The sequence below is a fragment of the Myroides gitamensis genome (assembly GCF_029894455.1).
Taxonomy (GTDB): domain Bacteria; phylum Bacteroidota; class Bacteroidia; order Flavobacteriales; family Flavobacteriaceae; genus Flavobacterium; species Flavobacterium odoratum.
Genome location: NZ_JARYHN010000001.1, coordinates 2,592,305 through 2,607,979, shown reverse-complemented (window position 1 = coordinate 2,607,979; position 15,675 = coordinate 2,592,305). Strand labels below are relative to the sequence as shown.

General features: G+C 35.0%; 17 protein-coding genes. 10 read left to right on the top strand and 7 right to left on the bottom strand.

Features of this window, described 5'->3' with window-relative positions; translation table 11 throughout:
* Position 1: 1 nt before the first annotated feature.
* The 6 genes from ubiE to M2306_RS11540 all read right to left on the bottom strand — a co-directional run bounded on the left by ubiE (position 2) and on the right by M2306_RS11540 (position 7,440).
* Positions 2-730, bottom strand: coding sequence for a bifunctional demethylmenaquinone methyltransferase/2-methoxy-6-polyprenyl-1,4-benzoquinol methylase UbiE (gene ubiE / locus M2306_RS11565; protein ID WP_259187786.1), 729 nt, complete (start codon positions 728-730; stop codon positions 2-4).
* 114 nt (positions 731-844) lie between these two features.
* Positions 845-1,411: a GNAT family N-acetyltransferase gene (locus M2306_RS11560; protein ID WP_259187787.1), complete on the bottom strand. Its 567-nt coding sequence runs from the start codon at positions 1,409-1,411 to the stop codon at positions 845-847.
* A gap of 53 nt (positions 1,412-1,464) precedes the next feature.
* Complete coding sequence (locus M2306_RS11555) at positions 1,465-2,910, bottom strand: alanine/glycine:cation symporter family protein (protein WP_115092509.1); 1,446 nt, start codon at positions 2,908-2,910, stop codon at positions 1,465-1,467.
* 355 nt (positions 2,911-3,265) lie between these two features.
* The gene (locus M2306_RS11550) at positions 3,266-3,793 is read right to left on the bottom strand and encodes an inorganic diphosphatase (protein ID WP_259187788.1); all 528 of its coding nucleotides are present in this window, start codon (positions 3,791-3,793) and stop codon (positions 3,266-3,268) included.
* A gap of 87 nt (positions 3,794-3,880) precedes the next feature.
* The gene (locus M2306_RS11545; RefSeq protein WP_259187789.1) at positions 3,881-6,373 is read right to left on the bottom strand and encodes a DUF5686 and carboxypeptidase-like regulatory domain-containing protein; all 2,493 of its coding nucleotides are present in this window, start codon (positions 6,371-6,373) and stop codon (positions 3,881-3,883) included.
* Between the two features lie 89 nt (positions 6,374-6,462).
* Positions 6,463-7,440 (bottom strand): pyruvate dehydrogenase complex E1 component subunit beta, encoded by a 978-nt coding sequence (locus M2306_RS11540; RefSeq protein WP_115092510.1) that lies wholly within the window; start codon positions 7,438-7,440, stop codon positions 6,463-6,465.
* Positions 7,441-7,779: 339 nt separating this feature from the next.
* Between M2306_RS11540 and M2306_RS11535 the strand changes: the two genes are divergently transcribed.
* The 10 genes from M2306_RS11535 (at position 7,780) to M2306_RS11490 (ending at position 14,727) form a co-directional block, all read left to right on the top strand.
* A complete protein-coding gene (locus M2306_RS11535) occupies positions 7,780-8,148 on the top strand; it encodes a hypothetical protein (protein ID WP_115092511.1) in 369 nt (122 codons plus the stop codon).
* Positions 8,149-8,431: 283 nt separating this feature from the next.
* Positions 8,432-8,821, top strand: a complete 390-nt coding sequence (locus tag M2306_RS11530) for a hypothetical protein (RefSeq protein WP_115092512.1) — start codon at positions 8,432-8,434, stop codon at positions 8,819-8,821.
* A 298-nt stretch (positions 8,822-9,119) separates the two neighbouring features.
* Positions 9,120-9,866 (top strand): electron transfer flavoprotein subunit beta/FixA family protein, encoded by a 747-nt coding sequence (locus tag M2306_RS11525; RefSeq protein WP_259187790.1) that lies wholly within the window; start codon positions 9,120-9,122, stop codon positions 9,864-9,866.
* 32 nt (positions 9,867-9,898) lie between these two features.
* On the top strand, positions 9,899-10,867 hold the full coding sequence (locus M2306_RS11520; RefSeq protein WP_115092513.1) for an electron transfer flavoprotein subunit alpha/FixB family protein: 969 nt from the start codon (positions 9,899-9,901) through the stop codon (positions 10,865-10,867).
* A 102-nt stretch (positions 10,868-10,969) separates the two neighbouring features.
* The gene (locus M2306_RS11515) at positions 10,970-11,584 is read left to right on the top strand and encodes a bifunctional nuclease family protein (protein WP_002990056.1); all 615 of its coding nucleotides are present in this window, start codon (positions 10,970-10,972) and stop codon (positions 11,582-11,584) included.
* Positions 11,585-11,603: 19 nt separating this feature from the next.
* A complete protein-coding gene (locus M2306_RS11510; protein WP_002990059.1) occupies positions 11,604-12,428 on the top strand; it encodes a thymidylate synthase in 825 nt (274 codons plus the stop codon).
* A gap of 18 nt (positions 12,429-12,446) precedes the next feature.
* Positions 12,447-12,827, top strand: a complete 381-nt coding sequence (locus M2306_RS11505; RefSeq protein WP_115092515.1) for a 2TM domain-containing protein — start codon at positions 12,447-12,449, stop codon at positions 12,825-12,827.
* A gap of 3 nt (positions 12,828-12,830) precedes the next feature.
* Positions 12,831-13,316, top strand: coding sequence for a dihydrofolate reductase (locus M2306_RS11500; protein WP_002990062.1), 486 nt, complete (start codon positions 12,831-12,833; stop codon positions 13,314-13,316).
* A 2-nt stretch (positions 13,317-13,318) separates the two neighbouring features.
* The gene (locus M2306_RS11495; protein ID WP_259187794.1) at positions 13,319-14,113 is read left to right on the top strand and encodes a hypothetical protein; all 795 of its coding nucleotides are present in this window, start codon (positions 13,319-13,321) and stop codon (positions 14,111-14,113) included.
* A complete protein-coding gene (locus tag M2306_RS11490) occupies positions 14,113-14,727 on the top strand; it encodes a deoxynucleoside kinase (RefSeq protein ID WP_002990065.1) in 615 nt (204 codons plus the stop codon). Before M2306_RS11495 ends, M2306_RS11490 begins: the two co-directional genes overlap by 1 nt.
* 44 nt (positions 14,728-14,771) lie before the next feature.
* On the opposite strand, the gene gldA is transcribed toward M2306_RS11490, so the two are convergent.
* The gene (gene gldA / locus M2306_RS11485) at positions 14,772-15,674 is read right to left on the bottom strand and encodes a gliding motility-associated ABC transporter ATP-binding subunit GldA (protein ID WP_002990066.1); all 903 of its coding nucleotides are present in this window, start codon (positions 15,672-15,674) and stop codon (positions 14,772-14,774) included.
* Position 15,675: the final 1 nt, after the last annotated feature.

The window sequence follows — 15,675 nt, the reverse complement described above, 5'->3', positions numbered from 1 at the left end:
ACTACTTTGAAGCAGAATATATGGTTGCTATACCCATCGTTTGCGGACGGTGTTTTACAGTCTTAAACCCAACTTTTACCAAAATATTGTTCAATTCTTGTCCAAAAGGAAAATTTTTAGCAGAATCAGATAAATATTTATAAGCATCTTGATCTTTTGAAAACAGTTTACCCATGAATGGCATAATGTTTTTAGTGTAAAAGAAGTACCCTTGCTTAAAAGGAAATTTAGTCGGAACTGAGGTTTCTAAGATAATAAAAATTCCATTAGGTTTTAATACTCTTAAAATTTCTGTTAAACCTTTTTCTAAATTTTCAAAATTTCGTATTCCAAAGCCCACAGTGATGGCGTCAAAGGAGTTGTCTTCAAAGGGTAAATTCTCAGAATCACCCTGAATCATATCAATGCGATTGTCTAGGTTTAAAGCTTTTATTTTTTTTCTACCTACCTCCAGCATCCCTGCAGATAAGTCTAAACCTGTGATTTTCTGAGCGTTAGTTTTTGATAAAAGAATCGCCATGTCACCAGTACCCGTTGCAATATCTAAAATCGTTGTCGGATTTGTCTCCGCAACCAATTGTAGTACTTTTCTTCTCCAACCTTGATCCGTCCCTAATGAGATCATTCGATTCAAATTGTCATAGTTGCCTGAAATTGTATCGAACATTTGCTCCACTTGTTGTTTCTTTCCAAGCTGAGAATCTTTATAGGGCGTGATATTTTTACTCATTGTTATTATTTTTAGGCAAATATAAATAATCTCTATCAAAAAGAGAGGGTCTCGAGCGGAATAAAGATAGGGAACGAAAAAAGGGAATATCAATTTGATATTCCCCTATATAAATTAGAATCTTAGGTACATGTGATAATATTCTCCACCAACGAAATCAAGTTGTTTTCCTTGAACAAATCCTAGTCTTGCGTATAATTTCATAGCATTAGGATTTTCTAAGTCTACAATTAATCCTACTTGTTTATAATGTTGAGATCGAGCAAAATCTGTAGCTGCTTTTAATAAATGACTGCCAACCCCTTTTCCTTGTACTAGAGGAGATACCGCAACGGTGTCTAGGTAATACTCTCCACCTTCGGTCTCAGGTTCAGGAATCATATTGTTGTTGTATTTGTTTCGCATTAATTCTAGTACAGGCTCTCTTAGTTTGATAAAATCATCTCCGTTATATCCCGTAATTGAGCCAACCACATTCTCTTCGTCGTCTACAGCAACAAATGTATTTTGATAGCTGTATAAGTTATCTGGTTGTTTGAATAAAGTAGTTAGAAAATTAATTGCTTCTTCAATATCTTCTTGTTGAATAAAACTGAATACGATGTCTTCCATCGCTTGTAACATTAATTCAGGAACAACATCAAAATCTTCCTTTTGTGCAGGTCTAATGGTAAAATGCATGATTTTGTTTTTTAATTTTTTACAAAGTTAGGAAAGAGTTTGTTAGCGTTCAACTAACTTTTTCTTTCTTTTAGTAATCTATGCCAAATAGTACTCGCATTTTTAATGTTTAGCTTTTCTGGATCAAAGATAGGGTTGCGTCCTTGTTTATGCTGTGCGATATAATCATTCAGTGCAATAATTGTGGGTTTATATAGGAATAAAATAACGATAAAGTTAATCCAAGCCATAAGTCCGACGCCAATATCTCCAATGCCCCAAGCAGTAGAAGATTCATTGATAGACGCATAAAATACCGTAGCTAATAAAATCAAACGCATCAACCAACGAAGAATAGTTCTCGGTTGATCAGTTAGATAATTAAAATTAGATTCTGCAATAAACACATAAGACATGATTGTTGTAAAAGCAAAGAAGGTTAACGCAATAGCAATGAATTGACTGGCAAATAGAGGAAAGTGTACAGCAATTGCTTTTACTGTATAGGCAGAACCTACCTCTACACCGGGGATGTTATTGACAATGTAATTCCCTGCTTCATCAAAAACATTGTATTGATGAGTAAATAAAATCATCAACGCCGTAGCCGTACAAACAAATAAGGTATCAATATAAACGGAAAAAGCTTGTACTAGTCCTTGTTTAACAGGGTGAGATGTTTCAGAAGCTGCTGCAGCATGCGGAGCTGTACCTTGTCCTGCCTCATTGGAATAAATCCCGCGCTTCACCCCCCAAGCAATAGCAGCACCGAATATACCACTGAAAGTAGCTTCTAAGTTGAACGCAGAGCGGAAGATTAAGGCAAAAATAGAAGGAATTTCTTTCGCATTTATGGCAATGATAATAACAGCCATAACAATATAGATGACTGCCATGAAAGGAACAACAACTTGCGCAATTCGGCCAATTTTTTTAGCACCTCCAAATACGGTCAGACTAAGTAAAACACAAACGGCAAGTCCCGTAATCCATTGAGGAACTTGAAAAGCATCTTTAATACTAATGGAAATACTATTTCCTTGGATACTGGGTAAAAATAGCACGCAACTAACAATCGTTACAAAAGCAAAGACTAAGGCTAACTTTTTACTGTTTAACCCTTTTTCAATGTAAAAAGCAGGCCCTCCGCAATAATGACCATTTTTTTCTTCTTTGTAAATCTGAGCTAAGGTAGATTCAACAAAGGCAGAAGCACTACCTAAAAAAGCAATCATCCACATCCAAAAGATGGCTCCAGGCCCTCCATAAGCTATTGCAGTAGCAACGCCTACAATATTTCCCACGCCTACACGCCCAGCAATGGCGATGCTAAACGCTTGAAAGGGGCTTACCCCTTTTTCAGAAGATCCTTCCGTGAAGAGTAGTTTTACCATTTGCTTGATGTAGCGCACTTGAACAAATTTCGTTTTGATTGTGAAAAATAACCCCGCTCCAAGACATAAAATGATAAATACATTCGACCATAGTATGCCATTAATAAATTTTATTGCTTCTTCCATTTGAAATGTTTTGAATTGAAAAATAATAATTTTTAATCAAATACACTATTTTAATGTGATTATTATATGTAATCTGTTTTGTTTTTTTGTATAGTTAAATATAATTGCGGTTTTTTTGATGAAATAAAAGAAGATACAGAGTACTTTTAAGTAAGCATTTATTCGAATTATCTCCTATGCTACTTTGAACCTTTTTCGTTCTTAGGGTTTTCTTTTGAAGAAGCGTAAACTTTGATAGGAGGTGGAGTAAAAGAAAAGATTATAGTTAATTGGAAGAAGAGGGAAGAAGCGGGCATAAAAAAAAGCTACTTCAATAACTGAAGTAGCTTTTATATAGTATTGTACTGTTTTGTGCTTAGTAACGGATGCTGAATAAACCTTCTGCTTTGTTTTCTAAGTTATTAAAACGCGCTGTACATTCTTGAATCATTTTTACAGCAGCAGCTTTATCTCCAAAACCATTTGTAGTAACTTTTTTGTTTTCTAAGTCTTTGTAAACTTTGAAGAAATGTTCTACTTCTTTTTTGAAGTGCTCATTCACATCCTCGATGTCGTTTAATTTGTTCATCAATGGATCAGAAACAGGAACACAAAGAATCTTTTCATCTTGTCCTTTATCATCAGCCATGTAAAAAATACCAATAGGTTTTACTTCAACAACCATTCCTGGAAGAGATGGTTCAGTAAACAATACTAGTACGTCTAGTGGATCTCCATCTAAAGCTAACGTTTCAGGAATAAAACCGTAGTCAGCTGGATATCTCATGTTTGAGTAAAGTAAACGATCAAATCTCAATCGTTTTAAATCAAAATCATATTCGTATTTATTTCTACTACCTGCTGGGATCTCAACGAAGGCATCAAAAGTTTCGAATGTACTCATATTCATTTATTTTTTATAGTCAAATAACTTAATAATGGGTGCAAAAATACTTCAATTCGTGCTGTTTACCAAGTTTTATCCACAATATTAGAAATAAATTCCAAATGAACCTCGAATTGCAAACCTTCTCGCATCTGGCATATCCAAGTAATTTCCTCTCCAGCTTAAGTCAAGTCTGAAAATTTTAAAAATATTACCTACACCTACATAATATTCATAATAAAAATCTTCGGGTGCTTTGTATACCAATTGAGAAGCATTCAAATTAATGTTCTCTTGAGAAATTTTACCGTAGATTCCGCGAATCCCCACAATCTCTCTTAGGTTTAAATCCCTAAACCATGGAATTCTGGAAAGTAAACGCCCTCCAAAATTGTGTTCTAAGTGAATAGAAGCATATTCGTTGGTTACAAACTCATAATAATCCAGGTTGGCAAACGTATTTTCGATGTTAAACCACGATTGGTTACCTGGTACGACACTTAGTAAACCTAATGGAACTTCTCCAAAGGTTTTACCTGCTTCAAATGTAGTAGTAAACGTTCCAAAACCACCTAGTAAAATAGGTTTTCGAGCATATAACTGCAATTTATCGTATTGGAAATTACTGTCAAAAGCTCCTTTGAAACCATGACTGTAACGCAGGTATAATTTGAGGTATTTTTGATCAATTTCCTTGCGATCTACGCCGTAACCAATCGTTCTTTTCCCTGGTGTATAATCAATAGCCATTTCCACTTCCGATTGCTTCGTCTCATTTGAAATAATCGTGCGTTCTTTGTCTACATAGTAATCTAAGTTAAAGAGGTCTGAGGCTGGTTTTAATGTTCGATAACTGAATGTCGTTAATAAACGCAAGTTTTTGACTGGTTCAATCTCTAACCCTACTGTTGAAAGATTGATGTCGGTAAGCTTGGAATTATCTCCACTAGCAAAAAGAGAACTCGAGGCGAAACTACGGCCTAAGACATCATTCGTTTCTGTTAGACTTACCCCAATTTGCTCAACATCGCGGCGGTTTCCTCCAAAAAGGATAAAACGCGATGGGCTGTGAAGTAAGACTTTTCCACTAATACCATATTTGAATTTATTGTCTTTGAAACCATAGGCTCCATATCCTTCTAATCTCCATTTGTCATTCGGTCCAAAATAAGTTCGCCCTCCAGCACGCATACGCAAGCCTTCAATATCGTTGTAACCGAAGGTCGAGAAAATAGGGCCGTAGTCGAAATTATACTTCGGAATATTGTAGTAATTACTAGCAATGGTTGATGTTAAGTCGAAGAGAAACCTAAATTTAGGTACGGTTTTTAGGGTGTCTAACATTTTGTAGATACCAAACTCATCCTTACTCAAAGGTTCAAAACGATAAGTTTGCCAGAAATCATCCGAGCGAGTATAAATCGACTCATCATATTCATTGACATCCTTTTTATAAAAATCATCTGGATGCTTGATGTTGAATTGATGGTTTTGGTACACCGTTGTTCGCTTACCATAGATTCCTTTGGATTCTTCTTTTTTCGAAAGAGCGAAATCGGACATGAAGTGATCACGCGTCAATAAGAAAACGGAATCATTCAATACGTCAAATTCTTGCTCAATATAAATTTCTTTTACCCAGTTGATATTTGCATCACGACTGGCTTCCATATTAATTTTTTTGATGGCAAAGGTGGAGTCATTGACCCAGAAATCACCTTTGAATGTCAACTCTCCTTTTCGTCTTGGATAGTATACAATATTATAGCACCATTTGTCATCAATAAAGGCACTATCTGCTAAAACGTAGTTGTATACATTGATTCCTGTTCGAGATAAAGGACTGACGAAGTCTTTATCAAAAATCTTGATATAGTTATTGTAGATATTATATTCTGCATATAAATCTTTGACAAACTCAATAATATGTTGGTTGGTATCAAAACCTGAGTTTTTGTTTCCTAAGGTTTTTTCTATTTTTTTGTTGTCGACATTATCTCCAAATACTTGTCCGATATTCTCATTGATGAAAATAGGGAGGTATGTTTTTCCTGTAATGCGGTTGGTATCCACTTGATCAAAAATGAATTCCATGCCTTTGAATATTTTTTTCTTGCGGTATGCACTGTCAATAGAGTTAAGGTCGAATTCAATCTTCTCGTATTTGTCAAATTCGTATTGACTAAACATGTACAAACCATTTTTGCGCTTGCGTTCCCAAATTTTACGCAAGATATCAATAGCAGGGTTGTTCTTTTTGGAGGTTTTACCTGTGAAAATACGCACTTCTTCAAGCATATTGTCCTCTTCTAAGGTAATGCTCAAATCGAGGTTAGTACGGCTTTTTAAAGGAACATACGCTGTTTTGTATCCAACGAATGATACGACTAAGGTGTCGTAGTTATTTTCAGTTTCCAAATAAAATTTTCCAAGCTCATTTGCAATCACTCCTTGGGTGGAATTCTTGAAATACACACTTGCATAAGATACGTCAACTTTGCTCGTATCTTTAATTCTACCACTTACTTTTGTTTGGGCAATGCCTTGAAAGCTAGCTAATAAAAGGAAAACTAGGTAAAATAATATCTTTTTTTTCATAATCAATTTGGGAGTAAACAAAAAACTCCATCCTATTAAAAATAAGATGGAGTAATTCAAATATACAATATTTTTTTACTTAAAAAAGTTTATCTGTATAGTACTTTTTTCACTGCCTTGATTACATCGTTTGCATTTGGCAACCATTGTTCAAGTAAAACTGGTGAATAAGGTGCAGGTGTATCTGCAGTTGTAATTCTTTGAATCGGAGCATCTAAATGATCAAATGCTTGTTCTTGAACTAAATACGTGATTTCTGAAGAGATACTTCCAAATGGCCAAGCTTCTTCTAAGATCACTAAGCGATTTGTTTTCTTTACAGAAGTTAAAATTGCTTCTTGATCTAATGGACGTACAGTTCTCAAGTCAATTACTTCACAAGAGATTCCTTCTTTCTCTAATTCTTCAGCAGCTTTTAATGCTTCTTTGATGATTTTACCAAAAGAAACAATCGTTACATCTTTACCTGCTTTTTTGATATCCGCTACTCCTAATGGAATAGTATATTCTCCCTCAGGCACTTCTCCTTTGTCTCCGTACATTTGCTCTGATTCCATGAAAATCACAGGATCATTATCGCGAATAGCAGATTTCAATAAACCTTTTGCATCATAAGGATTAGATGGTACCACAACTTTTAATCCAGGTACGTTTGCATACCAATTTTCAAAAGCTTGAGAGTGAGTAGCCCCTAATTGTCCTGCTGAAGCAGTTGGTCCACGAAATACAATTGGAATGTTGAATTGACCACCTGACATCTGACGCATTTTAGCTGCGTTATTTATGATTTGGTCGATTCCTACTAAAGAGAAGTTGAATGTCATGAATTCAACAATTGGACGGTTTCCATTCATAGCAGAACCAACAGCAATTCCAGCAAAACCAAGTTCTGCAATAGGAGCGTCAATTACGCGTTTAGGACCGAATTCGTCCAACATACCTTTTGAAGCTTTATAAGCACCATTATATTCCGCTACTTCTTCTCCAATTAAATATATGGTTTCATCGCGACGCATTTCTTCGCTCATAGCTTCACATACGGCCTCTCTAAATTGAATCGTTCTCATAAGTTCTTATTTTCCGTAAAATTATTCAATAGGAGCAAAAGTATGAAAAAATATCCTTACCTCGCTTATCTTACTTTCTGTTTTGTTTTTTTTAACGGCACTTCTCGAATACGGGAATAAGAATACAAGAAAAAAGAAGTAGTGTACTGTGGTAGGAAGATGTTGAGATATCAGGAGAGAAAGAGTGAATTTTTGGCAAAATTAGCTACTGATGTAGGGGTGTGGTTGTGGAAAAAATACGCAAGGTGATGAAGTTTTGCCGATTCGTTAAAAAATGTTGTACAATTTGCGAATCATCATTTTATTTGTACTTGTAAACAATAAAAAAAACTAGAAAGTATGATGAAAAAGGTAAAGGTTGCACTTGTATGTGCGATGGTTTCAATGGGGCTTTATTCATGTAATAGTGATGACAATTCATCAAGTGGGGATGGATATGAAATTGTAGCTAAAACATCGGATAATGCGCTAATTAATAATATTGTAGTGGTTGAAGATGGAGCTACAGAAACGATTACAGAGCTTGGAAAAAAAGAGTGGTCTAAGTCTTTCTCTGGTAAAAAAGTAGTAGCTGTTTCTGTTACAGGGGGTACAGTTGATGCTGCAGATAAAGCAGGTGTCTTAACTTTAGAAGTGGTAAAAGACGGAAAAGTAGTAAAGACATCAAAAGCAGATGGAAGTATTTTAGTAGCAACTATTTCAATGTAATTTAAATTTATTCTTGAAAGAAGTATAGCTACTTCGAAAGATATAAAAAAAGAGTTCAGCCCCGCTGGACTCTTTTTTTGTTTATAAGATAAGCAAAGAAGGAGATGATTCGGTCTCTCTTTTTGAAGAAGAAAAAAAATTAGATATAAGATTCAATTATATAGATACGATTGCTTATACGTTTAGTATATAAAGGAGAAAATGGATGTTTTTTTGATATAGGGTTTAATAGAAAAATCTTGCGTATTGCAAGAGTTGTAATTAAATTTAAAATCCGTGAATTATGTTGAAAAAAATGAAAATGACAGCGTTAAGTGTATTAGCTATTGCTGTGGGTATGGTTGCTTATGGGCATAAACAAGAGGTAGATTTAGAGGTGAATGTAGAGCAAGTTCTTCGTTATGAGGTGATTGTAGAAACTTCAGGAAAAGCCCGCATAACGAGTATTCAAGTCAAAGAAGGGGCTAGGGAAACAGAGACTATGGATCATGATGGAAGAAGATGGAGCCGTTCTTTTGCAGGAGATGTACCTGTAGTAGTAGCTGTTACAGGTCATGCTGTTCAAGGAGAAAGTAGTGTTTCTAAAATGACTGTTCAAGTATTTAAAGATGGTACACTAGTTCAAAATGGCGTGGCAGAAGGAGAAAATTTAATCGTTAATGTTAGTTTTTAAAAACGGAGCAGACAAAGAAATGAAAAGTGTTTGACCTAAGTTAAGCACTTTTTTTTTACAATCAGTATAGAATCTTGACTAATTGGAAATTACAAACTTTTTAATTTTTTGTCTTTTGTTTCAAAGAATGAATATTTGAAGAACAAAATCACAATAAAGATTATGACTTATTAGGCGATTTAGTAAATTTTATTTGGTTAATTCAAACTAAATTAGTATGCTTGCATAGTAAAAAGTTCGAAATTAATTCTTATTTTCGTTCACAAGTAATATTGTAAAACAAAAAACTATAATAATAATGAAGATATTAGTTTGCATCAGCCACGTGCCTGATACTACATCAAAAATCAATTTCACAAATGGTGATGCTGAATTTGATACAAATGGGGTACAATTTGTGATCAATGCTAACGATGAGTATGCATTAACACGTGCCATTTGGTTTAAAGAAAAACAAGGAGCTACAGTTACTGTAGTAAATGTTGGAGGAGCTGACACAGAACCTACATTGAGAAAAGCATTGGCTATTGGTGCTGATGAAGCAATCCGTGTAAATGCTGTGCCTACTGATGGTTTATTCGTTGCAAAGCAATTAGCTGAAGTAGTGAAAAACGGAGGATATGATTTAGTATTAGCTGGAAAAGAATCATTAGACTACAATGGTGGAATGGTTCCTGGAATGTTAGCTGCTATCTTAGGATATGATTTCATCAATTCATGTGAAGGTATGGACGTGGATGAAACAGCTGTAAAAGCAATCCGTCAAATTGATGGAGGTAAAGAAACAATATCTGGAAAATTACCAATGGTTATTGGAGGGCAAAAAGGATTAGTAGATGAGAAAGATTTACGTATTCCAAATATGCGTGGAATTATGGCTGCTAGAACAAAAGCATTAACTGTGCTTGAGCCTGTTGGAGCGGATGCTGCAACTAAAGCAGTGAAATTCGAAAAACCAGCTGCGAAATCAGCTTGTAAAATGATTGCTCCTGATAACTTAGATGAGTTAATCAATTTGTTGCACAACGAGGCAAAAGTGATCTAATCTAGTAGTTTTTAATCTTAAAAAGAAAAAGTATGTCAGTTTTAATATATGCTGAATCAGCAGAAGGAAAATTTAAAAAAGTAGCATTAGAATTAGCTTCTTATGCGAAGAAAGTAGCAGAATCAATGGGAACAACGGTTACTGCTGTAACAGTTAATGCTGCTGATGTTAGCGAATTAGGAAAATATGGTGTTGATAAAGTATTAAAAGTATCTAGCGATAAATTAAATACATTCAACGCAAAAGCATATGCAGATGTAATTAAACAAGCAGCTCAAAAAGAAGGTGCTAAAGTAGTTGTATTATCTTCTTCAACAGATAGTTTATATGCAGCTCCAGCAGTTGCAATTGGATTGAATGCAGGTTTTGCATCAAACGTAATTGCTTTACCTGAAAGTACTGCTCCATTTGTAGTAAAAAGAACAGGATTCTCAAATAAAGCATTTAATTTTACTGAAATTACTTCAGATGTAAAAGTAATTGCTTTAGGGAAAAATTCATTTGGATTGGTTGAAACTTCTGGTGCTGCGGCTGCAGAAGATTTTGCTCCAAGTTTAAATGATGCTGATTTCAGCTTAAAAGTAGAAGGAGTAGAGAAAGTATCTGGAAAAGTAACAATCGCTGACGCGGATATCGTAGTATCAGGTGGACGTGGTATGAAAGGACCAGAAAATTGGGGAATGTTAGAAGATTTAGCAGAAGTATTGGGAGCGGCACTAGCTTGTTCTAAACCGGTATCGGATGTGGGATGGAGATCACACGAAGAGCACGTAGGACAAACAGGAAAGCCAGTTGCAGCAAATCTTTATATCGCTGTTGGTATTTCTGGAGCAATCCAACACATTGCTGGGGTGAACTCATCTAAAGTGAAAGTAGTAATCAACACAGATCCAGAAGCTCCTTTCTTTAAAGTAGCAGATTACGGAGTCGTAGGAGATGCTTTCCAAGTAGTACCTCAATTAGTAGAGAAATTAAAAGAATTCAAAGCGAAAAACGCGTAATCAGCATTTTTTGATTTAGATAATTGACTTAGACAGTAACTAAAATCTAAAGATTGTTTATCTTTGATTTAGTTACTGTTTTTTGTTTTTATAAAGATAATTATGAGTTTGATTAAGCTGACAGTTAAAGGAATTTCATATAGCCATTCTCAAAATGGTGCCTATGCCCTTATCTTAGATGAAGAGCATGGGGATCGAAAATTACCTATTGTTATTGGAGCTTTTGAAGCACAGGCTATTGCCATTGCTATTGAGGAAGAAATTAGACCTCCAAGACCTTTAACCCACGATTTATTTAAAAGTTTTGCCGATACATTTGATATTCAACTGAAACATGTTATCGTTCACAAATTAGTGGATGGCGTGTTTTTTTCGAGTTTAGTTTGGGAAAAAAATGGAATCGAAGAAGTGATGGATGCGCGTACATCCGATGCAATTGCTTTAGCGATTCGCTTTTTTGCTCCAATTTATACCTATCCTGATATCATGAATAAAGCAGGAATTATTTTAAGTGGAAACCCAGAAGTAGAGGAGGAAGATCCTGCAGATGACGATATCGCAAGTCAAGTAGAGCAATTTCTAGAACTAGATATTGAAGGAAAAGGCTATAGTAAATTTGGATTACAAGATTTACAACGATTATTAAATGAAGCTATTGGTAATGAAGATTACGAAACGGCAGCAAGAATTAGAGACGAAATTAGTAAGCGATCATAGTTAATTAAGGAGGGAAAGAATGAAACAATATTTAAATTTAGTACAAGAAGTTTTAGATAAAGGCGTACAAAAAGGAGATCGTACCGGAACAGGAACAAAGAGTATCTTTGGTCATCAAATGCGTTTTGATTTGGCAGAAGGATTTCCCTTGGTGACGACTAAAAAAGTACATTTAAAATCCATTATCCATGAACTTTTATGGTTTTTAAAAGGAGAAACAAATATCGCTTATTTAAAAGAAAATGGAGTTCGTATTTGGGATGAATGGGCAGATGAAAATGGAGATTTAGGACCTGTATATGGCTATCAATGGCGCAATTGGAACGGTGAGGGAATTGATCAAATCAAAGAAGTAATCGATACCTTAAAAAATAATCCAGATAGTAGACGTATTATGGTTTCTGCATGGAATCCAAGTGTATTACCGGATACTAGCGTTTCCTTTGCTGAAAATGTAGCGAATAATAAAGCGGCTTTACCTCCATGTCATTCCTTTTTTCAATTTTATGTAGCAGAAGGAAAATTGTCTTGTCAACTGTATCAACGCAGTGCAGATGTTTTCTTAGGAGTGCCATTTAATATTGCTTCGTATGCATTATTGACAATGATGGTTGCTCAAGTATGTGATTTAGAAGTGGGCGATTTTGTTCATACGTTTGGAGATGTTCACATTTACAACAACCACATTGAACAAGTAAATCTACAGCTAAGTAGAACACCTTATGCACTACCAAAAATGAAAATCAATCCAGCTGTAAAAGATATTTTTAGCTTTACCTATGAGGATTTTACACTAGAAGATTATGTATCTCATCCTGCGATAAAAGGTAAAGTATCTGTATAATTCTAATCCAAAAATGCTATGGAAAAAACGGAAGCAATTAAACAGTACGAATACGCAAAGAATCGAATCAAACAACGTAAGATGTTGTTGTTTCACTTTGTTGTTTTTCTTTTAGGGTCTATCGTACTATACGGAATCAATATGTGGGTGAAAGACCCGCAAATTGTTGGCGTTTGGTGGACTTACGCCGTAGGGGCTTGGGGCTTATTGCTCTTGTTTCACGTGATTAATGTATTAGTTATTAATCGCTTTATGGGACCTGCTTGGCAAGAGCGAGAAATTGAACGATTAATCGCTATCCAACAAGAAAAAATTAGACAATTACGCGCTAAAGTGGAGAAAGATTTCCCTTTGGTGGATGTAAAACGCGATTTAAATCACGACGATTCAAAACAGTAAATAATGATCACTTTAATAGCAGCAATTGCAGAGAATAAGGTATTAGGAAAAGACAATGCAATCATTTGGCATTTACCAGATGATTTTAAACACTTCAAAACATTAACTTCTCATCATTATATTATAATGGGGCGTAAAACGTTTGAATCGTTTCCTAAGCCATTACCTAATCGAACACATGTGATTATTACCAGACAACAAGATTACGTTGTTCCTGAACATTGCATTGTTGTACATAGTTTAGCGGAAGCCCTAACACTTACTCAAAAAGAAGAAGAAGTGTTTGTGATAGGAGGAGGTGAGATCTATCACCAAGCTTTGGATTACGCTGATAAATTAGAATTAACTCAAATTCACGCTTCTTTTGAGGGAGATGCGTTTTTTCCTGAATTCTCAACTTCCGATTGGCAATTGGTAAAGGAGAGTTATCATCCACAAGATGAACGACACGCCTACGCTTTTACTTTTCAAACGTATACTCGAAAGTAGATATGAAAAAGTTATTCGCTTTGTTTATTCTTTGCGGTAGTTTTGTTGCAACGGCTCAAGAATCTTTGCAAGCTCAGTATTTAAATAGTGAAACGCTTAAGGAAAAAGAAGTTTTTCTCAGTAAAGATATTTTTGATAATACCTTTACACAAGAAGAAAATATCTTGCGCAAACGCAGTAAATACAGCTCAGAGCACTTTAGTTTACCTAAGCTCGGTACATTGAAAATGGTTGATTTAACCAATTCTCAGTTTCCGGTTTTGTTTTATAGCGATTTTAATTCTATCGTTTTATTGAGTAAGGAATTAGCCTTATTAAATACCATTGATCTAGCAGGGCGATTCTCAGCAATGGATCCTGCTTATATTGCTACAAGTACACAAAAGAACTTGTGGATTGTAAACCAAGCCAATCAAAGTGTGGTGCGCTATAATTTAAGCACGCTTGAAGTACGCAATATTTATACGATTAAAGAGGATCAAATTAAGACGTATCAGTCTACCCTGAATTATTTATATCGTATTACTTCAACGAATCAAATTAAAGGAATTGACATCTATGGTAATGAAGTATTGGACTATACATTGCCTACAGATTATGAACACATTCAGATTGTAAATAATAAACAAGTATTTTATTCGTATCTAAATAAGCTGTACTATGTTGATATGGAGAAGAATAAGATTTGGGAAATTACAGTTGATGTAAAAAGCATTTTAGGCTTCTTTTATAACACTCAAAAATTGAGTATTTTTACCGAGCAAAAAATAAATAATTATCAAATAAAATTACCGTAATGCATATAGCGATTGCTGGAAATATTGGAGCGGGAAAAACAACACTAACAGATTTATTAGCCAAACATTATGGATGGGAAGCACATTATGAAGATGTGGTAGATAATCCATATTTAGATGACTTTTACCACCAAATGGATCGATGGTCATTTAATTTACAAGTCTATTTCTTGAATAGTCGTTTTCGCCAAGTACTTCAAATCAGACAAAGTGGAAAAACAATTATTCAAGATCGAACGATATATGAGGATGCTCATATTTTCGCTCCGAACTTGCATGCTATGGGCTTGATGTCTAATCGAGATTTTAAAAACTATGCTACTCTTTTTGACTTGATGCAAGACTTAGTAGCTGCACCAGATTTATTAATTTACTTGAGAAGCACAGTGCCTAATCTAGTGGGACAAATTCACAAAAGAGGAAGAGAGTATGAAAATTCAATCTCTATTGAGTATTTGAGCGGGTTGAATGATCGCTATGAGAATTGGATCAAAGGATACGACAAAGGAAAATTATTAGTCATTGATGTAGATCACATGGACTTTGTAGATAAGCCTGAAGATTTAGGGTTGATTATCGATAAAATCAATGCAGAAATCAATGGATTATTTTAGATAAAAGACAAAAAAAGAGCCTTAGGCTCTTTTTTTTATTTCTATTATTCACTAGTTGTAAATTCGTGAAAAAGTTTTTCTAAATTTTTGTTCTTTGGTTGTAAAGAAAGCGTTTTTAACCCTTGTTGTTGCGCAAAATCATAAACCGTAGCACGGTAGTCCTGATCTGTTGGGAAAACAAGCTCCCATTGCGTATCGTGTACGTGATTGGCTTTGATGAGGTGTGGAATTCGATTAACGAATTCAATTTCAATCTTAAAGTCAAACTCTACGGCGATAATTTGTTCATGTTGGTTGTCTAATAATTCGTGTAAGAATTGATCCGCAACAATATGCCCCTTCTTAATGATAATGACACGCTCACAAATCGCTTCTACTTCTTGCATAATATGCGTAGAAAGGAATACCGTTTTGTCTTTCCCTACCGTTTTAATTAGCTCTCTAATTTCGACCAGTTGATTGGGATCAAGTCCTGTGGTTGGCTCATCTAAAATCAATACTTCAGGGTCATGTAGTAAAGCCGTGGCAATTCCGACACGCTGACGATATCCTTTGGACAGTTGCCCAATTTTTTTATGCGCCTCCGGTGTTAATCCTGTCAAAGTAATTACTTCTTCAATGCGCTCTTTTTTTGTTTTGTAAATCGAGGCATTAAACTGTAAATATTCTCGGACATACATATCCAAATACAGTGGATTATGTTCCGGTAAATAACCAATCGATTGTTGTACTTTTTTTGCTTGTGTCGCTACGTTATACTCGTTGACATAAGCAACTCCTTCGTCACTGTGAATAAAGGTAGTTAGTATTTTCATCAGCGTTGATTTTCCTGCTCCGTTTGGACCTAAGAAACCTACAATTTGCCCTTTAGGCACCGTGAAACTGATGGCGCTTAACGCTTGTTGCTCGCCGTAATATTTACTAATATTTTCTACTTTAATAGACATA